This is a genomic window from Streptomyces sp. NPDC102441 (genome assembly GCF_044765585.1).
Classification (GTDB): Bacteria; Actinomycetota; Actinomycetes; order Streptomycetales; family Streptomycetaceae; genus Streptomyces.
The window spans coordinates 1-22108 of sequence record NZ_JBIWKH010000005.1 but is presented as its reverse complement, the minus strand read 5'-3'; the positions used below and the strand labels follow the sequence as shown (position 1 = coordinate 22108).

Genomic DNA, 22108 nt, shown 5'->3' with positions numbered 1-22108 from the left:
GGTGGTCCCGGCGATCAGAGCGGACAGGGCGGTCACGGCGAGGAAGACCGGGCGCCCCGGGTCAGCGCCACCAGGGCACGTGCGCGATGCGGGAGATCGTGGACACGATCCTGCTACCAGAACCGGACGGGCGCTCAGCGGGAGTGTCCGCCTCGCAACATGCCACCACCCGGCGCTGACGTACCACTTCTGCCTCTGGGAGGAACGAGGGCACCGACCGGACCGTCCACGATCTACTGCGACAGCGATGGGGGAGCGGCGGCGATGAGCCGGCCCGGAGCCTGGTCACGCTGGACACGCTGAGCGTCCGCGCCGCCGCCGGCGTCCCGGCCGACGAAGCACCGCTAGTGACCTGAGTCAGAGGTTTGGCGTTAGTTGGTTATGAGTCGTCCGGGGCCGAAGATTCCGCCGTTGTCACTGACCGCTGCGCAACGGGCTGTGCTGGAGGGCTGGGTGCGTCGGCGGACGACCGCGCAGGCGCTGGCTCAGCGGTCACGGATCGTGCTGGAGTGCGCGGACGGCCACTCGATCATGGAGGTGTCCCGTCGGCTGCGGGTTGCGCCGGACACCGTCCGCACCTGGCGGCGGCGCTTCCTGGAGAACGGCTTGGACGGCTTGTGTGACGAGCCCAGGCCGGGTGTCCCGCGGAAGATTACCGACGCGGATGTGGAACGAGTGATCGTCAGAACGCTCGAGGAGAAACCGAAGAACGCGACGCACTGGTCGACGCGCTCGATGGCCGCCGCGACGGGCATGTCGCAGTCGACGGTATCCAGGATCTGGCGGGCATTCGCTCTGGCCCCGCACCGCTCGCAGACCTTCAAGCTCTCCACCGATCCGTTCTTCATCGACAAGGTCCGCGATGTCGTCGGCCTCTATCTCGACCCGCCGGAGAAGGCTCTGGTTCTCTGCGTGGACGAGAAGTCGCAGATCCAGGCCCTGGACCGGTCCCAGCCGGTCCTGCCGATGATGCCTGGGGTTCCCGAGCGCCGAAGTCACGACTACATCCGCGCCAGCACCACCACTCTCTTCGCCGCCCTGGAAGTCGCGACGGGCAAGGTGATCGGATCGCTCCACCGCCGCCACCGGGCCGTCGAGTTCAAGAAGTTCCTGGCCAAGCTCGACAGGGAAGTCCCGGCCGGCCTCCAGGTCCACCTGATCCTCGACAACTACGCGACGCACAAGACGCCCGAGATCAAGAAGTGGCTGCTGGCACACCCGCGCTTCCACCTGCACTTCACACCTACCAGCGCGTCGTGGCTGAACCTGGTCGAGCGGTGGTTCGCCGAACTCACGCAGAAGAAGCTCAAGCGCGGAGTGCACCGCTCCGTCCAGGCCCTCGAACGCGACGTCCGGGCCTGGCTGGCCGACTGGAACGACCAACCCAGGCCCTTCATCTGGACCAAGACGGCCGACGAAATCCTCGACAAAGTCGCCGCCTACTGCCACCGAATCTCTGACTCAGGTCACTAGCGGGATGCGGTGAGCGCCGTGACAGCCTTCTCGATACGTTCCCGCAGATCCTGTGAGTCGGGGGTGCCCCCGAACACCATCGAGCTGGCGACAGGCAGCGCGTGCGCCCACGTCGCCAGGGCCAGGATGCCATAAAGGATGAACCGGGCGTCTTCGCTGTCCATGTCCGGCCCCGCGAGGCGTTGTGCCTCTTCGATGTAGAAGCGTGCGCGTCGTCCCGCCGCCTCCGGTGAGAGCCGCTGCCGCTGCAGTGATTCCCACATCATCAGCCGGATCAACTGCGGGTTCGAGCGGTGGAAGTCGAATGTCGCGGCTGCATAGCTGGCGGGATCGGTGAGGCCGGCTCCCGGCTTGAATTCCGCCGCCTCGGTCAGCGCCGCCGAGAGGACCGCTTCGAACAGTTGCTCCTTGCTGCCGAAGTGGCCGTAGATCCGCTCCTTGTTCACTCCCGCGGTTCTGGCGATGCGGTCCACGCGCGCGCCCTCAAGGCCATGCTCGGCGAACTCATCCCTCGCGGCATTCAGTAGTCGTCGACGGGTCTCCTGTGTGTCACGTGCCATGTGGCGAGCGTAGCACTGCCAACTATACGGTTGCCGACTCATGACCCGACTGGACGTTTGTATTCCTTGGGATTCATCTGTTACGGTCGTACCAACCAACCAGTTGGATGGGATTTTGAGTATGAGTGTCACCCAGAAGGTCATCGTCATCACGGGCCCGCGAGATCGAGCAGAGCGTGCCGAACGCGCAGGAACCGCTGGCTTTGAAGTGCGACGTCACGGACGAGGCGGCCGCCACCGATACGGTCGGCGCCATCGACCGCACGCGGGGGCGGATCGATGCCCTCGTCAGCAAATGCGGGACTGATGCTCCCACGGAGAAGTTGCGGCTGCTGGACGTCGACATCAGCGATGTGCGCCGCGTCCTCGACACCAATCTCGTCGCGGGATTCATCGTCACGAACGCATTAGCACCGGTCATGATCCACGGCGGAGGCGGCCGGGTCATTCACATGAGCAGCATGATCGACGTCCAGGCGGGCCCCGGACTCGCGCCGTACGGGGCATCGAAGGCCGGGCTCAACCTGCTCGCGAACGTTGCTCACCGTGAACTCGCTGACCAGGAGATCAGGACCGTGGCCCCCGCTCCGGGGCTGACCGACACCGGGCATGCGCGGCACGGTCGACGAAGGCTACGCCGAGCGTGTCGCATCGGCGTACCCGGGCGGACGAGTCGGCCAGCCCGAAGACCTCGTTCCCTTCGTCCGCTCCCTGGGTGCAGCGACGAGTCCATTGCACCTGTCCGGCACCCTCCTGCCCATCCGCCCGGTCACCGGCTGAGGACGCCGTGAGGCCAGACCACATCAACTCGACGATAGAGAGCAACCTGACATGAACGACCCCCAGACCGCGGAGATCACCTCGTTCCGGTCCGTTGTGCCGGAACAGGAAATCACCGACCTGAAAGAGCGCCTCAGCCGAGCCCGGCTCCCCGAACAGGAGACGGCACCCGGCTGGGCACAGGGCATCCCCCGCGACTACCTCACCGAACTCATCCGATACTGGCGCGAGGAGTACGACTGGCGGCGCGTAGAAGGCGAACTGGACTCGCACGGACAGTCGCACACGGTCATCGACGGCCTCGGCATCCACTTCCTCCACGTTCGATCCTCGCGACCGGATGCCCGCCCGCTGCTCATCACGCACGGCTGGCCCGGATCGGTCATCGAGACCCTCGACGTGATCGACGCGCTCACTGAACCGGGCGACGGCCAGACCGCCTTCCACCTCGTCATCCCGTCCCTGCCCGGATTCGGATACTCCCAGAAGCCAGCTGAGGCCGGGTGGGGCATCGAGCGCATCGCCGACGCATGGGTGGCGCTGATGGCCCGGATCGGCTACGACCGGTTCCTCCTTCAGGGCGGTGACTGGGGCGCCATGGTCACGATCACGATTGCCGTGCGCCACCCCGAGCGGGTTGCCATGATGCACACGACGGTGCCATGGGCGCCGCGCCCCGACGGATTCGACGACAAAACTCTCACGCCGACCGAGAAGCGCTGGCTTGAGGAGTACGACGAGTTCGGGCGCTCGGGGCGCGGCTACGCGCTTCAGCAGTCCACGCGCCCGCAGACGATCGGGTACGCGCTTGTCGACTCGCCGACCGCCCAGCTCGCCTGGATCGCGGAGAAGTTCTTCGAGTTCTCCGACTCGGAGAACAACCCTGAGGAGGCGGTGTCCCGAGACCGTATCCTCGACGACGTCTCGCTGTACTGGTTCACCCGCACCGGTGCGTCGGCGGCCCGGCTGTACTGGGAGAGCTTCCGCGGTCTGGGCATGTCGGACGTGAATACACCCGTGACGGTGCCGGCGGCCGTGACGGTCTTCCCGCGCGACCTTCAGAAGCTGCCCCGCTCCTGGGTCGAGGAGCGCTACCGCGACCTGCGTTACTGGAGCGTGGCCGAGCGCGGCGGGCACTTCCCGATGCTCGAAGTGCCCGACGTCTTCTGCGCGGAGATCCGCGCGGCATTCGCCAATGCTCCGGCGTGAGTGCCGCGGCCGTGGCGGCCTCCACGCCGCCTCGGCAGGCCAGGAAGTGGAGACACGGCTAGGTGTGAGTTCTCATTCTCGCTGTAGTAGAGAAAGGTCTCTGACCTGCGATGCGGCAGGTGGCTGAGAGGTGTCTTGGGCAGTTCTTTCGTGTCGTAATGGTGTTTGACCTGCGCTGCAGCAAGTTGGATGAAGAACCCGCAGATGTATTGAGAATCCTGGGGTCCAGCTGAGGATTCTTCGCCGCTCGCGCGGGAGGCAGCTGGCTCCGTCCTGCCTGGGCGGGGGCAGCTCGCAGACCACCGGGGAGCGCCTTCGCTGGGTGAAGTCGGGAATTGGCTCAGTCCTGCCTGCGGCGTTGGCCGTACTGGAGCGTGCCCAGGGCTCGGGGATAGAGGTGGGGGCGATCACTGGCCCGGCGACGCCTTCGCTTACGGAGCGCACAACTTCCTGATCTTGACCTTCAGGGGACCTCCGGTAACGGGAGACGTCCGCACATTCGGCTGGAGGAGTTCCGACGCTTCACCCGCTATCGGTCCTTGTGCTGTGAATCAGCCCGGATCTGCGGAGATCGAGTCGAGTGCGAGATTCCGTTCCCCGGCCTTGGGGCTCTGGGGCCAGTGCGTGAGCCAGTACGCCAGCTCGGCCACGGGGAGTAGTTCCTCGGACCACGGCGCGCGGTCGTTGTCCCAGACGGTCAGCTCCGCGTCGATGTCCGCGGAGCAGCACCGCAAGCGGCCCTTCGGCCCGGCCGGGGACGCGTCGCAATGGCCAGCTCACCTGACCGTGCGACCGTTTCTGATCGCTGGGGCCCCTCTATCTGCTGGCCGTAGCCGGGCCACGGCAATGACGTCATGAGACGAGGCGCTGCTCACCAAGTTCGGCGGGCGTCGAAAGTGAGGTCTTCTCTGCGGGCTGAGTCGATCTGCGTGTTTGCGTAGTCCTGCAGTGCGGCGTACAGCCGCTCCTCCGGAGAGCCGGCGCGCAGCGTCGCCCGGACTTCCGTGGCGCGCTGCAGGATCTCGAGATCTTGCGGGTACGGTTCGCCGGGGGAGGTCGATTTTGATCCGTCTGTCACGGAGCTCATCAGCCTGCCGCCGACCTTGCGGTACAGCTCCTCCGAGAGCTGGACGGCGGCGCTCAGCACCTCGGCCACGAACTGGGGCTCCTCCCAGAGGAGTCCGCGATGTGCGCCGCTCAGCAGTGGCGCAACAGCGTCTATCCGCTGGTGCTCACCCGACCTGAACACCTCCAGCAGCACGTCACGTGCGGCACTGTCGTACACGTTTCCGGTGACGGTCGCGAAGAGCTTGGTGCCGTACAGCTCGCGCCGCCAGGGATGCTCACGCTCTTCTTCGAACCATCGCGTCACCCTTCGCAACAGCTCGACGCGGCGCGGGCTGTTCGTGAAGGGGGATCGAGCATGCCAGGCGAAGGGCAGCGGATCGAAGCCCGGCTTGGGATCCTGCTCCCACGACTCCAGCCGTGCCAGCAGCAGGTCCAACGCTTCGTCTTCGTGACTTTCCGACAGGGCCGCGATGGCCGACTTGACTCGATGGTCATCGATCGTCCGTGTCTTGGCCAACTCCGCCAGACACCATTTCCGTTGCTCCGGAGTGAACTCGGACCACGACAGGCCGGCCGGGCCGATGAAGGCCCAGCAGAAGTCCGCCGCCCCGCGCGCCAGGCCGGAGAACGGAACTGAGCAGACAAGCGCGATGGCGTCTTCGCGCGAAGCCGCATTGCGGATCATCGAGACGGCCAGGCGCAAGACATCCGTGCCCACGGGGCTGTCGGCACGGGTGGCCAGCTGACGGGCAATCGCGAGTTCGTGCGGATGCAGTACGTCCCCTGCCGCCAGCCGTGCCGCGCTGGCCCGGAGCACGGCGCGGACCGGTGCGGCGCGACTGGCGTCCGCAAGTTCCGCTGCCATCTGCCAGGCGGCGTCGGGCTCGTCCTTCCACAGGGCTTTCAACGCCTGCGGAAGGACGAGCTCCGCTGTGATGTCGCTGCACTCCAGGGCCCCACGGATGATTGCCGCCGCACGCGTAGGTCGTTCCGAGGCCATGCCGGCGATGAGGGCCGTGCAACCTGGCGGACCCTCGGAGAATATCTGCATCCCTTGCTCCAGCAGGTCGCGCAAGACGTCCCAGGCCGTGGCGTCGTCCCAAACTGCGGCCTGGGAGGATGCCTCGGCCAGGCGACGGCTCCAGCTGTTCTCGGTCGCTTCGTAGTCGTAGTCCTCGCCTACCGGCCATTCGTGGCAGTCGCTGTGCAGCAGTACGGCAAGCCGGTGCGGAAGCGAGTCGGGCAGGGCTTCCAGCACTACGCGTGCTGCGGCCGCAGCATCCGGAGAGCGTACGCCACATGCCAGTGGACCGACCGCCGCACGGCCAGCGCCACCAATGGTCCGGGCCGGACTTCACGTGTGCGCGCGGCCAACGCCTCCAGGGCGGGCACCAGCCAGTCTACGAACTGCCCGACCTGGCCGCTGAGAGCCTCCGCGAAACTCCGTGCCGCCACGCCCGCCCTCATACGGTCCGCCGAGCCGTACGCCTCGAGCAGTACCCGGTACGCCCGGTCGCGCACTGGCGCCACACGCTCAGCCAGCACTGGCAGACGCGAGATGGTGAGCGTCCGGCCGTCGAACTCGTGGCCCTCCGCCACGGGTTCGAAGATCCGGTGCAGCAGGGCGAATGGCATTCGGTCGGCGGGGCGCACCGGGCCTTGGTGCGCCCATCGGGCGACCGCTTCGACCACCGCTTCCTGGTAGAGCAAGGGCTTGTCGGGTGAGTAGGAGGCGAGGTCGCGCAATAGCCCCAGTGCCGACTGGGAGGACGAGCGGAGGGGGCGCATGTCGTGCTGTCCGAGTTTCCACAGCAGGTCGAGGGCCTCACCGAGATGCTCGGGGTCCTGCGCAACCGCAGCCAGCACTGGAGGAACGTCGTCCAGCAGGCGAGGCGAATCGGCCGGGCCAGCCTCCACCTCTGGACGCAGGAGGCCGAGGACGCGCCGTGGCTGGAACGGGGCGATGTTGCGTATGACCTTCAGGAGCCGGCTGCGGGTCGAGGCATCGCCGTCGGTGTACTCCTGTTCGATGGTGTGCCACAGCGGCTCGAAGGGGGACCGGCCGGTCGGCCTGAGCCGGCTCCACTGCCAGTCCACTCGGCCAGCGTTGACCAGTACGTTTGTCAGCGGTTCTCCGTCGGTCTCGGCCAGGACGCGCTCGAGGAAGCCGGTGGAGGCGCCGGTGTCCGGATTGATGGCGGCCTCGGCCAGCAGCACATCGCCCAGGAGATCAGGAAGGATCCGGTGCGAGGCACCCCTGCGTGCCAGCACTCCGTTGCTCACCAGTCGGCGCAGCTGGACGTGGAGGACGCTGTCAGGGGTGCCGAGCAGTGCCGCCATGGACTTGAGGAAGTACGGGACATCCGTGCGCACGGGCTGCAGAGCCGCGACGGTGTGCAGCACGGCTCGGTCCTGGTCGCGAGTCGCCGGGTCCGTCAGGGCCGTTTCGATGAACGCTTCCACTACCTCCCGGTGCAGGCGGGCATCGCTCTCCATCCGCTGGGGATCGAGCCTGCCGCGCGCGATCTCCACCGCGCTGAACACCAGTAGGAACGGTGAATCACCCACGGTCGCGGCAAGCCGGCGAGCCAGGTGCCGCTTTGCCTCGCCGAGCGCCTGTTCTGCGAGTCGGGAGGCATCTCGCGTCGAGAGTTCGCCGAGTTCCCACGTAGAAACCCGCGCGTCGTCCACCCGCAACTGCCTGAACGTCCCCCTGAGTACTGTCGTGCCGGACGGTCGGGTGGAGACGACCAGGACGGCCCCGGGCCGTTCACGGCGGAGTGCCCGGATGATCGCCGCCAACTCGTCGGGACGTTGGTGGGCGTCCTCGATGATGACGAGCAGGCTGTCGTGTTGAAGCAGTTGCTCAACAGCATGCTGATGTACGCCCTCGGTGGCGAGCAGCACTTGCACGACGCCTTCAGAGCGGCGGGCGAACTCTGCCGCGAGCGTCTGCAGCACACGGCTCTTGCCGGCGCCCGCCGCGCCCACGAGGACACCGATCCTGCCCTCGGTGTCGTCATCAGCCAAGGCGAAGGAGAGCAGTTGTTCGACGAGATCGGATCGTCCGACCAGGTCCCAATGATGGCTGAAGTATGCGGCAGCCTGCGGATCGTTGAACGCTTCCTGCGGTGTGAGCCACGGATTAGGCGCGCTGGGATCCGCGTGAAAATACTGATTAAACGTCAAATTACCGTTTTGTACTGCGTTTGCTGTGCCGCCGTGCGTCGCTGAGTTCGTCTGAACAGAAGCGTGAGTGCCAGAGCCCGTAGCGTCAGGAGACGTACCGCCTGGCCCGCTCTTCATGTCCATCGTGCGTCTTTCTTCTCGGCTACGTCAGAAACTGCGGCGCGGGGTACGGAAGCTGGCGAGCAGGCGAGCAGCGAGCTCCTCGGCGACGCTGTCGCTCTTGGCGTTCAGCTCCTTCATGGTGAGCGATTCGTCCGGGTGGACTCGCAAGAGGTCGTGTCTCATCGGGAACTGGGCCGTGCTACGGGGCAAGCGGCTCATGGTGTCTTCGCTGACCATGGTGGCTCGATCGATACCGATACCCAGGGCGACGGACAGCGGGTCGGGCAGTGGCAACCTGAGGAGGAGAGCCAGTAGCCGGGCGATCTGCTGGGGCAGCTCAACCGGGTCGAGTACGGCTCCCATGCCGTCGTGGGGGAGCGGCTGCCATGCGGAGCGTTGTCCTGTGCGCAGGACTGCCAGTCCGGTAGTGCCTTGGCCGCCGCCCGCTGTGGTCACCAGAGCGTGCTGGTCGTCGGCAGCTGTATCGAGTAGCTCGGAGAGAGTGAAGAAGCCGTCTTCCCTGCCGGTGCGGATGAGTTGGTCACCGAGCTGGGCCAGTCTACGTACCTCAATACGGCTGCCGGAAGGGACCGGGACGAGATGGATCTCCAGGGCGGCCGCACTCGTGCTGGAGGTTGAGTTGTGGCCCGTTGTGCGCCAGTTCACCTCGACGGCATCGGCCATCGGCTCCCACTGGGGGCCCGAGCCGTCGGCCGTTGGCCGCCTACCTCCGTTGTGCGGGGTGCGCGCGGTGCCGACCTCCGCGGAATTGGCGGCGGGATAGGCGTTGGCGGCCGAGGTCGAGGGTGTGAGCGCCGTGATCACGGTGATGGCGGCTGCGGCGGCGTGAGCGGCTGCCTGGGGCTGGCTTCCTCCCACGTCCGCCGTGTGCTTGAGGCCGTCGGCCTTGTCGCTGATGCCGCGGATGGTGAGGGCCTGCAGTTGGTCGGCGAGGTGTGCCGCACGGGCGAAGCCGGCGCTCTCCATCTCGATCGCCACCGCGTCGTTGTACGTGTGGTGCAGTTGGGCTGAGAGCGGACTGTCGGCTGAGTTGAGTACGACGTCGCCGGAGGCGATGGGCTTGAGGTGCACGGCGGGCGGGCGCGGTGGCCGCTGGCTGCGGATGTGCGAGGTCCACTCGTCGGACCGCAGGGCATGACGGGCGGCCTGTTCAAGCCGGTGGGAGGCGTCCCAAGCGTTCGGGCGGGCCAGGAACTGGGCGGGGTCCTGTTTGCCGCCTTGATAGGCGTAGATCTTGGTCGCAACCACGACGTCACCGAGCTCGACGCCGTCCTTGAGACCTCCGGCGACTCCGACGAAGAACAGGGCGGTCGGCTGCAGCCATGAGTTGATCCGCTCGGTGAGGGCGGCGGCATTCGTATTGCCCTCACCGATCTCGGCGATCGCCACCCGCCAGGGCGTGCCCGGCAGCGAGCCCTCCTCGATCCGGGTTCCCGCCTCGTGCTCGGAGCTCTCCAGGTTCGTCAGGTGCACGCGCACTGCCTGGTACTCCAGAGGAAGTGCGGTCAGGACCACCACACGGGGGTTGTTCGATTGGATCAAGGCAGATTCCTTGTCGTTGTCGGTGAGGACGCCTGGCGGCGGCCGGAGATCGCACTTCCCGGCTGAGCATCGCATCAGGGCAATGCCTGTGGCCGGGGCCTGAGCGAGGTTGGAGCCTGTGTGGGTCATTCGTCCAGCCGCTGCAGTGCTGGGGCACTCGGGTGTTGTGCGAGGGCGAGGCCGTCGACCACCGCCCGATAGTGGGGGCGGGCAGAAGGGGTCACCTCAGAGCGGAGGTCCTGCAGCCATTCGACAAGCAAGAACCCCGCCGAGTCGACTGCTCCGTTGCTGCTGACGCAGAGTTGCCGGACCCACCGCATACCTGGCTCGATCTGTTCATGGATCGGTTGTGCCTTGAGGAACCCGACGAGACTGTCGATGGCGTACCTCTCCGTGCCCGCGGAGGCGGTCCAGCTGTCGATCAGGTCACGCAAAGGGTCCAACGGCAGCCACGTGCGCCGGGCCCTGGCCAGCGTGCTGTCCACATGCAAGTCCGCGCCGGACGGCGTGGGGTTGGGGACCAGCTCTTCCATCAGCCGTTCCTGGTCTCCGAAGCGGTCAACCTGCTCGGTAGGCAGTGGGCGGGTCAGAACCGATTCCATGATGTGAGGCCAGACAGCGCCGAGAGTTTTCGCCAGCTCGGGACTGTAAGTGGCGGCAATCTTCAGGCCGTGCAGGAGATGGCTGAGCGCCGCGGGGGACACGGTGAGCGTGTCCACGAAGCCGGTCATCACCGTCGGCTCTTCGGCACCGCTACGAAGGAGCGCTTCCGCCACCGCACCATGCTCTTCCGAGTGCCGGTGGTATCCACCGTCGCCCCAGACGCAGGCCGCGCGCGCATAGGCGTCCAGAACCGGGGCTCGTACTGACAGGGCCTGGGCCGTCCTGCAATGCTGTAGGAGGGCGGCCTCAAGGATCGCAGGCAGCGCAGTGCCTAGGACGGGGAGCGACAGCTCGTCGCCGGTCAGCTGGTCCAGCGCCGCCGCAGGCGGGCGCAAGGACTCTGCGCGAGAGGCAAGGAGGCTGTTGGCGTCCTCGACCACGAGACGGAGGCCGGCTTCCACGGCCTCCCACGCCACGGCATGGTGACATGAGCGCACTGTGGCCGAGCACGGGGCGGACCACAACGGACGCAGCCCTTCGGCGGCGTAGGCCCGCACCTCATGGACCGGGTGCGCGCTACACCGCAGGACAGCTTCACGGATACGCCCGACACGCTCGGCGCCGAGAGGGGCCGTGGCCAACAACGCGACCGTCGGCAGAAGGCTGCGTGGTAGTGCGAGGGCCGCCTGACGGCTGCCCTCCCAAGGCTGGATCGTGTCAGACACATCCGCATCGAGATGCGCAGGACAGTCGAGGACGGCCTCCGTCAGAAGATCGACCGACCAGCAGAGCTCCTCGACCGCCCCCAGGGTTCCATTTGCCGCCGCGCACACGGCGGCCGCAGCAACCGCATACACGCCGCCGAGCCTCTGTGTGCTGCCATCCGCGTGGTCGAGAAGGCTCCGTGCCGTCTGGAGGTCGCTCGCCAACTGGCTCGGTTCTGTCAGCGTTGGCGGACCGATGCGTCCGGGAAGATCCTGGTGCAGCGCATATCGGTTGAGCAACTCATACTGCTTGGACGTGAGGTCCGACCGGCCACGGCGCCGCTCAAGCTCCTGTCGGATGGCCTCGGACGGTTGTACCTCGACGGCCGCCTGACCGCCGTCTCTCACCAGAACGAAACGTTCACAGTCCAGGTGATCGGCCCAGAATCTGAGTGTCAGGTCATCAATGACATCGGTCGCGGCTGAACGAAGCCGTCCTGCAACGGCCTGCAATCGCGCTGCGGCCGCTTTGTCCCGACGTCGTTTGGCATCGATAACCAGAGACATCGCCACCTGGGTGGGGGAGAGTTTCAGGTGCTCTTCGCCCGGGAGCTCGTTACTCCTGCGGAACATCATGTTGGCGACGGTGCGACCGTTCTCAAGCTCCCAGACCAGGGGTGAGGCCAGGAAGCCGTCCAACTCGTCGCTGGTCTCGTCCAGATGTCTTACCAAAATGCCGTAGGCGAGGCCCGCCCCGGCCACGGTCCCCACCCGTCTGAGCACCAGTTCCGCAGCCCTGCGAGCTGGCATGACACGGTCCTGGACCAGCTGGTCCAGCCAACGGTCGAGAGCCATGAGCGCGCTCATGCACGGCTGCGGGCCGTTCAGGGCGCCTTGATACCAGGACCAGGCGTCGCCGCGGCCGGGATACTCGCAGTCTCCCGTGCCCAGGAAGTCGCCACGCAGAGCCGGGGCAGAAGCGCTGTCCGAATCCGGCTCGTCTCCGCTCCTGTACCGGTCCTCCGGCCGAACGGCGGCAGCCAAAAGCGTGCTGATCAGCTCCATGCAGCGCACGGGATCCGTCTGCAGCAGGGAGAAGAACGGCCCCCGCCACCAGGCAGCCTGCCCTCGTGAGCGGATGCCGAGGTACTCATGCTTTCCCATTGAACGGCCCCGCACCTCACCACGCCGACGGAGCAGGTCCGCCGACGGCGCGTAGTAGGCCGATGCGAGCTCCGTGAGCAGCGCCGGGTTCGTCGTGGCGAGGCACCGGGCAGACCCGCCACGGTCCACTGCCGGCATCAAGGTGTGGGAGCGTTCGCGGGCCATCCGCCGCAGCAGGGTGTCGGCGGCGTCGTCCCGATCCGCACCGAGCAGTGCCAGCGCCTCGACGAACGCGGGTGTGGGGAACTCGGGCACCGATCGAAACATCGCCTCGCGCAGTTGGACCCGCACCGGCCGGTAGTCCGGAACGCCGTCCCCCAGGATCTCTTGTTCGGAGACACTACGCAGCCACGTCACCACGAGCGTGTCGCACGGCTCGCTGCGGTAGTCCGTGAAGACATCCGTGTGCTCTGCCAGCCAGGCGACGACCGGGGCCGCGACGAGCGGATCGCAATTCCCGTCCCCACCAAAGCGCAACGTCACGCAGCGCAGCAGCTCGCTCAGAAGCTCGGGGCGGCGCACCAGGTCCTCAGTCAGAGCGGCGAGAGCCTCGGCGCACCACCCTGAGGACAGCACCGCCTCCCAGGGAACCTCGGTCCACCGCGATCCGTGCGTGGCCGCCAGCTGCTTGAACTGCTGGCGCACCTGGTTCCACCGCGTGACGAACCCTCCGGCCGCATCCGTCCCGGACCGCAGCCTGATCTGGCAGAAGATACGGCCGGCGCGAACGGCCCACCGCGGCCCGTGGAGGTCCAGCAGGGACAGGCCGTCGTCCAGCAGCAGACGCTTGGTGGTGGCGTAGTCCCGCAGTACATCGTGGGCGAAAGAGTGCTCCTCGTTCGAAGTCGCCGACGACTCGCCGAGCGGAGCGAGGATGCCGTCGGAGCGCAGTGAAGCCAGTGCGGGGCCGGGGAGGGACGGTGCGCGGCGGCCGGTCAGCCGTCCTTCTGCCAGAGAGACGAGCGCCGCTCCGCGGTCCTCGGGCACTACCCCGTTGGCCATCCGCTGGTTGTTCAGCACGAACGCGAGCCAGACATGGGTGTAGACCTCGGCCTCACTCGCCAGCTGAGGTGGCAGTGCTGCGCCCCGCCTTACGGAGCGCAGCAGCAGATCGATGAGGGCGATCCGGCGCAGCAGCCAGCGTGATCGGGGGTCACTGGCGAGCCGTGCCAACTCCGGCGCCGAGGCCAGGATCTCGGCGATCTCCCGGTCGTCCAAGCACGGCACGATGACTTCGCCGACATCTGTGCACCCAGCCCGGTCCAGCAGGTCCCGGAGAGTGTCCGCCGCGTCGTCCCGGCTGACCAGAACAGCGGTGAGCCCGGCACCCATCGCTGCCTCCACGGCTTCCACGACGAGGCTTTCGAGCCCTTCCTGAGCGGCTTCAGCACCGTCCAGGACCAGAATTCCGTGAGGAGCAGATGTTTTCGATGTGCCGTCCCGGGCCCCGAATGCGTGGATGAGTTCGTCCAAGCCGCCCGCGTACGAGGACATTGCCGGCACAGCGGCCGCCAGGACGTGTACGGACCGGGTGCGCAGTTCGTCGATGGACCGCAAGACCAGGGCGGTCTTGCCGACACCGGGTTCCCCTCGGACGAGGAGCACATGACCTGCCTGGGCCGTGCTGAGGGCATCGGTCAGGGAGGCCAGCGGAGTCTCACGTTCCATTGCCAGTACCTGGCCCGGAGCGATGCTCAACGTGCCGGGAGTGCGCCGCAGACTTCTCTCCCATTGCGTGAAGAGCCGCTGCGCATCAGGTCCGAGGAAGTTGTTGATGATCTGGTTGCCGTGCTGGACGGCGTTGACTGTGCCGCCGGTATCGGCGCTATTGGTCTGTGCCATCGAAAGGTCTTCGACGGGGTGCGGATTTTTGGGCTGCAGACCATCGGCCTGCTCGTCGCCCCCGCTCACCGCTCGGTCGCTTGCGACCCGTGATGGTTGATGGTGAGCGAGCCGTTCTGAACGGCGTTGACCACACCCTTGCGGTCCGCCGTGTTGACCTGTGTCAGCCCTTGCACCGCCGCACCATCAGATGTGCTGGAGCCCTGCCCGTCGACACCGCCTTCACCGACGCCGAGGGGAAGGGCAGCGAGAGCAGTCATCGCCGCTGCTGCGGCGTGGGCCGCGGCGACCTCCTGCATACCGCGAGCATCGGCCGACGCTTTCGCGCCGTCAGCGTAGTCGCTGATGCCCCGGATCGTCAGGGTCTTGATTCCGCCGATAGCAGCCGCCTCGGCCAGCCCTGCGCTTTCCATCTCCACGGCCACCGCATCATTGAAAGCACGGGTGAGCCGCTCACGCAGCTCGGAATCCATCGAACTCAGTAAGGTCTCACCAGCTGCGACGGGTTTGAAGTGCACCGTAGGCGGACCGTCTGACTCGAAGGCTTTTGCACGTACACGGCCTGTCCACTCGGTTCCGCGCAGCGCATGCTTCGCGGCCTGCAGCAGATCGTGCGAGGCCGCCCAGGCCGCTGGACGTGCGAACACCTCGTCGGATACGTGCTTGACCCCGTCGTACGCATAAATCCTGCTCGCGACCACGACATCGCCCAGTCTCACATCGGGCTTCAAGCTGCCTGCTACCCCGACGAAGATGATTGCCCGGGGTGTGAACCGAATCCTGGCTTGCTCGGCCATCACCGCCGTCGGCCGGTTCCCCGGTCCCACCTCCGCGAGAACGACCTGACGACCCGAGCCTGCGACCTCACCGGCTTCGAACCATGTCCCCTCGTGCACCACTCGGCGCGGATTGATGAGGTGCGCACGCACAGCCTCGTACTCCAGACCGATAGCCGTCAGCACAACGACCGGACTATGTAGACCGAACTCACCTACGAGCAAAGGATGTTCCCCTCACAACCGCAACGTCTGCTGAGCCTACCGCCGCCTCACCGCAGTCCCGTCCGACCCCCCGGCGCCGCTCTCGAGTTGATCAGCCCGACCAGATCGGGACAGCCCTCTGATCTCCTTCCCACCACCCCTTGACGGGTGCAGAATTGGCCGTCTACGCACCTTCGCCCCGAACCTCTAGGACCAGGCGTGACAGCCACGGATGACATCACCATTGCCAAGCTGCTCCTGGCTGAGTACGACAGAGTGAAGGAAGAACAGAAGACTCGGATCGGTTTCCGGGACAACCTCCTCTACGTCACCCTGGCCGCGATGGTGACGGTACTGATCGGCGCCGCCCAGACACGCCACGCCGAACTACTGCTGGCACTGCCCGCCGCCACGTCCGTCCTGGGGTGGACATACCTGGTGAACGACGAGAAGATCACCGCGATCGGCCGCTACATACGGACCGATCTCGGACCCCGGCTGAGCGCACTCGCAGGGGAACCAGAAAGCCTCTTCGGGTGGGAGACGGCGCACCGACGCGATACCCGCCGGGCCCAGCGCAAGGTAATCCAGTGCGCGGTGGATCTCACGGCCTTTGCCGCGGTACCGCTGGCGGCTTTGACTGTCTTCTGGGTCTACGGAGCGGGCGCGGCCGTCCCGCTTGTCATTTCCCTGCTTGAGGTCGCGGCCGTCGCCGCTCTGGCGGTCCAGATCACTCTTTACGCCGACACCGGGCCGTAGTGTGCCTTCTCGTTCATGATGAAGCTGTGTTCTCGGCCTGGCCTGTGTAGATGTGGGCAGCTGAGAGACGCTGAAGCGGACGTTCAATAGCGCTTGGCCTGCAAGGTGGGAGAAGGCTCCATCTGGAGTGAGGGTTCCTGGGCCGGGTGGAGGTTGATCCGGACTGGCTGTGTTCGGAGGTATCCGTAGCGCTCGGCGGGTGGCGCGGACTGAGCGTTCGCGTTCGCGGATAGGGCGGGAGTTCGTGCGCAGGGCGCGGGAAGAATGTGTTACTTCGCCGGGCCGGGCATGCACCCGGATTCCGAGCTTGTTCTGGCTGCCGCACTCGCTGCGGCGGCGGATGTCCCAGTCGTCGGTGAACCGGATGTGGGTCAGCTCCGCGCCGGTCGTGGAGCAGGTGACGGTGCGGATGCCGCGCGGTGCTTCGCCGTACGCATTGGTCATGGAGTGGGTCTCCTTCGTGTCGAGGGTCGGAGCGGTGAAGTCGGCAGGCAAGGTGAATACTTTTGAACTTGTTGCAAAGTTGTACGCTTGGGTGGTAACTTTGCAACAAGTTGAAGAGTTTGGTCTCTAGGAGGTGGGCGGGTGTTGCAGATCCAGATCGGATCCGAGCGCGAGGCGGACCCCGGTGACATGCTCGGGCGGTTGACCATCGGATGGCGCCCCGGCATGAGTGAGGACGAGGCATGGGAGGTTGGTCGCGGTATCTGGAAGTTCAATGCCGACCGTGCTCTCGCCCAGGATGAGGTGCAGATCATCAATACCGGGGGCACTGTCCTCGCCGTCGCGAAGATCACCGGGATCTCCAAACACGGCGACCGCTACGCCCTCCAGGGGGAGTTGCTGCGGGGCGACGACCGTGTCGGCCGCGCCACCAAGAGCCCACACCTGTCCCGCAACCCCGTCACCTACATCTGAAGGGAGCGTCCCCGGTGAGTGACTTCGACGCGATCGACTCGCTCCTCGCTTCCGTCGGCCCGCAGACCGACCTCCCGGACCCCGAGGCCCGCCGTGCCTTGCGCGAGCAGGCTCAGCTGTCCCAGGCACAGGTGGCCCGTGCTCTCGGGGTGAGCCCGTCCACGGTCAGTGCCTGGGAAGCCGGCCGGGATCCGGTCGGTGAGGTGCGCGTCAAGTACGCCTATCTCCTGGACGGGTTGAGCGCCAAGTTCGCCACCGACACCACGCCTGAAACCGAGCCGGCGGTGGAGTCCGTTGTGGCCGAGCCCGCTTCCTCTGAGTTCGAGGGCGGGGGCGAAGTGGAGGTACTCACCGCGCCGGAGCCGTGTGTGCTGTGCGGGCGTCCGGCCGGACGGCGGGTGGAGGGCTTCGCCCAGCACCTGGACCCAGCCGAATGCCAGGACGGCACAGTCGAGGCGCGGCCAGCCCCGGTCGCCGGCCGGCGCGCCCCGGCCTCGAAGCCGTCGGAGCGCGCCAAGGGCCCGGCCCGCCGGGCGTTCCAGGAGCTGTCAGGTCCGGTGGGCTTGATCCGTGCGGCGGTTGAGGGAGCGCTCGCCGAGCACCGGGGTGACGTGGAAGCGGCCACCGCGGCGCTGTTGAAGAAGGCGATTCCGGACGCGATGAGTTTGCTGGACGAGACCCGCAAGGGCGCCCGGTACGACGTGATCGCCCACCCCGCAATTCCCGACATCCTGAAGAAGCAGACCTCCCGGGGCGCGGACCAGATCTGGGAGGCCCGCCCCAAGTGGACCCGCGCCGAACTGCCGCCCGGTGTTCATGAGGTGACGGCACTGGACATCAACGGCGCCTATCTGTCCGCCCTCAAGACTCATCTGCCGCTCGGGCAGCTCGAGCACACCACCGGCATGCCGCACGATCGCCGCCGGGCCGGAGTCCACCTGATCACCCCACCCGTCTGGGAGCACGACGCCTACTTGCCCAGCCCGATCGGCGAGCGCGACGAACCCGGACCCCTGTGGGTCACCGAGCCCACCCTGCGTCTCCTGCTGCGCCTGTCCAGTCCGAAGTGCGGGCTGTGCGAGGCGCCGGAAGTCCACGAGTCCTACACTTCGGGGGCGACGGAGAACCTGCTGGAGAAGTTCCGCATCACGCTCAAGGACGTCCGCGACACCGCCATCGCCGATGGCGACGCCGTCACCCTGGAGTACGTGAAGGCGATGTACTCGAAGTTCGTGTCCACCATGGGGGAGTCGAACTACAACCGGGAGCTGTATCGGCCGGACTGGATGCACATCATCCGCTCGCAGGCCTTCGCCAACCTCTGGATGAAGGCGCTCAAAGCCCACGACGAAGGACTCGCCGTCGTCCGCGCGATGGGCACCGACGAACTCCACGTCATCGGCGACTGGCGCCGTGTTTTTCCCGAAGGCCGTGGGGTTACCGAGGTCAAGGTCAAAGACCTCTACACCGCGGGCACCGACACGATGGGGGAGGAGCAGTAGATGCCGGAGAGGAACAGTGACTTCGGAAGGTTCGGCGCGAGCGGCGTCAGGGGAAGCGAACTCGTCGGGCAAAAGCTCGACGACCTCGCCGGCGGCATCGCCACCCCCGTCACCGCGAAGCGCGGTCTGATGGCGCGCCTGAACTATCTGACGAGGTCCGAACACGCCCGCCAGGCCGCCAGGGATGTCGGGCTGACGGTGACCGACCGCACGCTCAAGGCGTGGCTGGAGGGCAAGCGCCGCCCCTCGGCGAAGAACCTGAAGAAGATCGACGACGCCTACCGGGTGGTGCGCCGGCAGAACGTGGCCCGGCACCTGCTCAAGCGCCTCAACGCGAACGGCGGCACCCGGGTGGAGATCCACCCCCTCAACCAGTCCGGCGTCGCCCGCCCGCTGCAGCGCGACGTTCCCTTCCGGCACATGAACGTGCGCCGCTGGGACCGGATCGTCGGCGCGTGGGCGGCCGGTGACCACCACGGCTTGGACGCGGCCTGGACCGACGACATCCTGCCTGATCTGGGATCCCAGTACGGAGCGTACGAGTACTGCACCAACGTCGGCTTCGCTGCATAGCCCCTGGCCGGAGGTGGTCTGCGGACCTCGCGGGATGGCGTACGGTTGGCTTCACCGACGCGGGGTGGAGCAGCTCGGTAGCTCGCTGGGCTCATAACCCAGAGGTCGCAGGTTCAAATCCTGTCCCCGCTACTGCCGAGCAGGGTCCGGATCCATTCGAGGATCTGGACCCTGTCGCATTTCAGGGGCGCCCGCCAGCTGCGGGCCCGCTGGGCTACGCGTGCGAGTGTCCGGCACGGCGTGCGAGCGGCCTGCGTACTCGTCGGTGGTGAGAGCCCGGCACCCGCGCTCTGCGTCACCACGCCTCGTCCATCGTGCCTGCCGCGGGCAGATCGAGGTATCGGGCTGCGTCGTGCAGGATCTCCGGTGTGATCGCCTCTGTGCCGTCGAGGATGGCGATCTGCGCGGCCGTGCTGAGTAGCGGTGTGAGGTTTTCCATGAGCCCGTCGGTGATGTCGTAGAGCTCTTCGGCGAGCTCCAGGAGGCTGTTGGGCCGGTGGTGGCACAGCTGGAGTCTTCCGTCGAAACTGGCCAGGGCTCGGGGCCATTCGTCGGGGTGTTCGGGGCTGCGGGGCGGTAGCCGGTTGACCCACAAGGTGGGTACGGACCGCTGGCGTAGCGGTGCGGCGTCGCTTGCCCGGCGCAGGGCGGGGAAGCGGGCGGTGCGTGCTTCGCGGAGGATGTCGCTGGAGCCGATGCCGCTCCAAAAGATCGTCAGGCTCAGTTCGTCCGCGAGGTAGTCGAGGAAGTCGAAGGTGGGCTGCAGGTCCTCGGTGCGCAGCCGGTCGATCCCGTCGACCAGGCACACCTCTACGTGGTGGGTGCGCATCACGTGCACGGCGGGCCCGGTGAAGTCCTTCATGCGCTGCACGGGCCGGCTGTCGGTGCCGGAGCGGTAGAGGTCCCAGCCAAGGAACGTGGCAAGGGCGGCGGACCAGTCGGCCGGGGTGCCCGGGGTGGGCGGGGCGTTGATGCAGATCACCGGGATGCGGGTGTCGTCGATGCCGTGCAGTTTCTCGCGGCGTCCTTGGTGGCCCATGCCGATGTGGTGCAGCAGCGTGCCCTGTATCCCGGACCGGGCAGACGACGCCCTGCTGGATCAGCTGTTCTACGCAACCGTGGGCGGACGCCAGGACTGCTGCTCGATGCTGCTCAACTGCGTCGCGGACGATCCGCGGGCGATGCACAAGCTGGTGGACTGGGCACGCTGGATCGCGGCCGAGGTATACGGCGACCTTCCAGCCGAGCTCGTCGACGAAGACGCGGCGGCAGACACCCCTTTTCCGCCCCTCGGTCACTTTCCGCCAGCTTGCTGCGAAGTTCCGCATGCGGGGCCGGACGGGCAGCGCCATGTACAACGTCCGCCAGTCGGCACAGCGCCGGGAAGCAGCGGACACCGTCGTGTTTCCCGGTGGGCTGTCAGTACCTGCTTCTACTCTTTGCGTCATGGCATTAGCGAGGCCCAAACGGCCGGTCACTGAGCTCCCGGGCGATCCCGCCCGGCTTCACCTCCACTACGGTCACGGGATCCCGCGGTGCCTTACGACTTCGAGGACACGCTGGAGTCCTGGTACGTCACCGTCACCTACGGGCAGGCGGGCGACGAGGAGTGGGACGACGAAGAGGACGAGAACAGCCGTGCTCCGGCTGCGGGTACCGAGGTCGGGCACCTCATCTTGTGGAGGCTGCGCGTCTACACCGGCGACAACCGGTGGGAGGCGGCGGACGCCGAGTCCGGCGATCTCGAGGTCATAGCGTCCGCGGTCCTTGGCCGGTCCGGACATGACGGCTACAGCGCCGCGTTCGAGAAAGCGGTCACCCACCCCGTCGGCGACTTGCTGCTCCTCGACCGCGTCAGCCTCGACAAGACGTGGAGGGGCTTCGGGCTGGGCCCGGCGCTGGCTGCCGAAGCGATCCGACGCCTGTCCGGCGGCTGCTGCGCGGTCGCGGTCTATCCGGCCATGGGCGAGTACCCCGAAGACCGCGAGCAGGCCACCGAGGCCTACCGCCGCCAGGCGAAGAAGAAGATCGCTGCCCTGTGGGAGAGCGTCGGCTTCCAGCCGTTTCGCCGTGGCGTGTGGCTCCTGGACACCGCCCTGCGCCAGCCAGAGGAGCTCATACGGGCTCGCCGTGCCGAACTGCACGCGCTCAGCGCGGCCTTCCACCGGTCCGGCCCGCCTGAGAACGGCCCGGCGGACGGCGTGACGACGAGGGGCCCCGGCCTGGGCTGACGTCCCGCAGGCGCTGCACCGCGCGGCTGTACAGGAACACCGAAGATTCGGAGGGTGCGGAAAACCATAGGGGAGAGGCAGCCGGTGGGCGAGGACACGCTGGACTGGGCACGGCAGCGCCTTCGGGAGACGGGCGTCTTCGAGACGCAGGACGGACTGCGATGGGCAGCGGGCCACGGGCTCGTCCTGTCCGTCTGGCGCAACGGTCCGATCGAGGACGCGCACGCCTCCCAGCCGACCAGCCGGCGCAAGGCATTGCGCGACGGGACGATGTTCGCCCGCAACACCTGGCTCACCCGGCAGGCGTTCGATCTCCTGGGCTCTGACGACCCGTTCCGTCTGTACGCACTGGAGGACCTGATCCTGGACCGGGAGATGGTCTGGCCGGGATGCGAGGGGACCCTGACGGACTTCGGCTGGGGATTCCTCGGAGGGATCAAGAAACAGGTGAAACAGTACATAGACATGTTCAGGCACTTCGAGAAGCGACTGCCGCCGGATGACTTCCTCCTCTTCGCTGGCGCTCCTCGCATCGGGACTCACGATGGCCATTACGGTATGCCGAAATGGCCTGCCTGCGTGGACGCGGCGATGCGGCGGCTGGGCGGTGAGGACGAGGAGTTCCTGCACGAATGGGGTGGCCTGATGACCCGCATCGGCCCCACCCCTGCTCCCGTCACCGCAGACCTCGGGACAACCCGGAAACTGCTGCTGGAGTCCCCGTGGGAACTGGGCGACGAGAACCTGGGCTGGTTCGCCTGGAACCCGATCATGGAACCACCTGACACGACACCCTAGTGATCTGGTTGTGAGTTGCTCTGGCACCACGTGAGTCGTTTTCCGCACCAGTTCACGGGTTTGGGTGCCGCGAGCCGGCTGGCTGCGGTG

General features: G+C 66.9%; 18 protein-coding genes and 1 tRNA gene. 11 read left to right on the top strand and 8 right to left on the bottom strand.

Annotated elements, in window-relative coordinates; genetic code table 11:
• The first annotated feature begins 381 nt into the window (after window positions 1-381).
• The gene (locus tag ACIREO_RS11530; RefSeq protein WP_404107577.1) at window positions 382-1473 is read left to right on the top strand and encodes an IS630 family transposase; all 1092 of its coding nucleotides are present in this window, start codon (window positions 382-384) and stop codon (window positions 1471-1473) included.
• On the opposite strand, the gene ACIREO_RS11525 is transcribed toward ACIREO_RS11530, so the two are convergent.
• Entirely contained in the window at window positions 1470-2033 is a 564-nt protein-coding gene (locus ACIREO_RS11525; RefSeq protein ID WP_404107576.1) for a TetR/AcrR family transcriptional regulator, read from the bottom strand. The two genes, ACIREO_RS11530 and ACIREO_RS11525, sit on opposite strands and share 4 nt — an antisense overlap.
• Window positions 2034-2158: 125 nt before the next feature.
• On the opposite strand from ACIREO_RS11525, the gene ACIREO_RS11520 reads away from it, so the two are divergent.
• Both ACIREO_RS11520 and ACIREO_RS11515 read left to right on the top strand, forming a co-directional pair.
• Entirely contained in the window at window positions 2159-2824 is a 666-nt protein-coding gene (locus ACIREO_RS11520) for an SDR family oxidoreductase (RefSeq protein ID WP_404107575.1), read from the top strand.
• Between the two features lie 40 nt (window positions 2825-2864).
• Window positions 2865-4022: an epoxide hydrolase family protein gene (locus ACIREO_RS11515; protein ID WP_404107573.1), complete on the top strand. Its 1158-nt coding sequence runs from the start codon at window positions 2865-2867 to the stop codon at window positions 4020-4022.
• Window positions 4023-4573: 551 nt separating this feature from the next.
• On the opposite strand, the gene ACIREO_RS11510 is transcribed toward ACIREO_RS11515, so the two are convergent.
• The 6 genes from ACIREO_RS11510 to ACIREO_RS11485 form a co-directional block, all read right to left on the bottom strand.
• Window positions 4574-4756, bottom strand: coding sequence for a hypothetical protein (locus tag ACIREO_RS11510; RefSeq protein ID WP_404107571.1), 183 nt, complete (start codon window positions 4754-4756; stop codon window positions 4574-4576).
• A 137-nt stretch (window positions 4757-4893) separates the two neighbouring features.
• Window positions 4894-6348, bottom strand: a complete 1455-nt coding sequence (locus ACIREO_RS11505) for a hypothetical protein (protein ID WP_404107569.1) — start codon at window positions 6346-6348, stop codon at window positions 4894-4896.
• Window positions 6348-8402, bottom strand: coding sequence for a hypothetical protein (locus ACIREO_RS11500; RefSeq protein ID WP_404107567.1), 2055 nt, complete (start codon window positions 8400-8402; stop codon window positions 6348-6350). The genes ACIREO_RS11505 and ACIREO_RS11500 overlap by 1 nt, the downstream gene beginning before the upstream one ends.
• A 24-nt stretch (window positions 8403-8426) precedes the next feature.
• On the bottom strand, window positions 8427-9944 hold the full coding sequence (locus ACIREO_RS11495) for a 5'-methylthioadenosine/S-adenosylhomocysteine nucleosidase (RefSeq protein WP_404107566.1): 1518 nt from the start codon (window positions 9942-9944) through the stop codon (window positions 8427-8429).
• Window positions 9945-10069: 125 nt separating this feature from the next.
• Window positions 10070-14326: an AAA family ATPase gene (locus ACIREO_RS11490; RefSeq protein WP_404107564.1), complete on the bottom strand. Its 4257-nt coding sequence runs from the start codon at window positions 14324-14326 to the stop codon at window positions 10070-10072.
• Window positions 14323-15219, bottom strand: coding sequence for a nucleosidase (locus ACIREO_RS11485; protein WP_404107562.1), 897 nt, complete (start codon window positions 15217-15219; stop codon window positions 14323-14325). The genes ACIREO_RS11490 and ACIREO_RS11485 overlap by 4 nt, the downstream gene beginning before the upstream one ends.
• 237 nt (window positions 15220-15456) lie before the next feature.
• Here ACIREO_RS11485 and ACIREO_RS11480 point away from each other — a divergent pair, with 237 nt between their 5' ends.
• The 6 genes from ACIREO_RS11480 (at window position 15457) to ACIREO_RS11455 (ending at window position 19121) form a co-directional block, all read left to right on the top strand.
• Window positions 15457-15996: a hypothetical protein gene (locus ACIREO_RS11480; RefSeq protein WP_404107560.1), complete on the top strand. Its 540-nt coding sequence runs from the start codon at window positions 15457-15459 to the stop codon at window positions 15994-15996.
• A 307-nt stretch (window positions 15997-16303) separates the two neighbouring features.
• Window positions 16304-16570: a hypothetical protein gene (locus ACIREO_RS11475; RefSeq protein WP_404107559.1), complete on the top strand. Its 267-nt coding sequence runs from the start codon at window positions 16304-16306 to the stop codon at window positions 16568-16570.
• 11 nt (window positions 16571-16581) lie between these two features.
• Window positions 16582-16914, top strand: a complete 333-nt coding sequence (locus ACIREO_RS11470; RefSeq protein WP_404107557.1) for a hypothetical protein — start codon at window positions 16582-16584, stop codon at window positions 16912-16914.
• Window positions 16915-16928: 14 nt separating this feature from the next.
• Window positions 16929-18416, top strand: a complete 1488-nt coding sequence (locus ACIREO_RS11465; RefSeq protein WP_404107555.1) for a helix-turn-helix domain-containing protein — start codon at window positions 16929-16931, stop codon at window positions 18414-18416.
• Window positions 18417-18989, top strand: coding sequence for a helix-turn-helix domain-containing protein (locus ACIREO_RS11460; RefSeq protein ID WP_404107554.1), 573 nt, complete (start codon window positions 18417-18419; stop codon window positions 18987-18989).
• A 58-nt stretch (window positions 18990-19047) separates the two neighbouring features.
• Window positions 19048-19121: transfer RNA gene (locus ACIREO_RS11455), tRNA-Met, on the top strand.
• Between the two features lie 163 nt (window positions 19122-19284).
• On the opposite strand, the gene ACIREO_RS11450 is transcribed toward ACIREO_RS11455, so the two are convergent.
• Window positions 19285-20028, bottom strand: coding sequence for a hypothetical protein (locus ACIREO_RS11450; RefSeq protein WP_404107552.1), 744 nt, complete (start codon window positions 20026-20028; stop codon window positions 19285-19287).
• 496 nt (window positions 20029-20524) lie between these two features.
• Between ACIREO_RS11450 and ACIREO_RS11445 the strand changes: the two genes are divergently transcribed.
• A complete protein-coding gene (locus tag ACIREO_RS11445; protein WP_404107551.1) occupies window positions 20525-21220 on the top strand; it encodes a hypothetical protein in 696 nt (231 codons plus the stop codon).
• Window positions 21221-21274: 54 nt separating this feature from the next.
• Window positions 21275-22018, top strand: a complete 744-nt coding sequence (locus tag ACIREO_RS11440) for a hypothetical protein (protein ID WP_404107550.1) — start codon at window positions 21275-21277, stop codon at window positions 22016-22018.
• Window positions 22019-22108 lie beyond the last annotated feature (90 nt).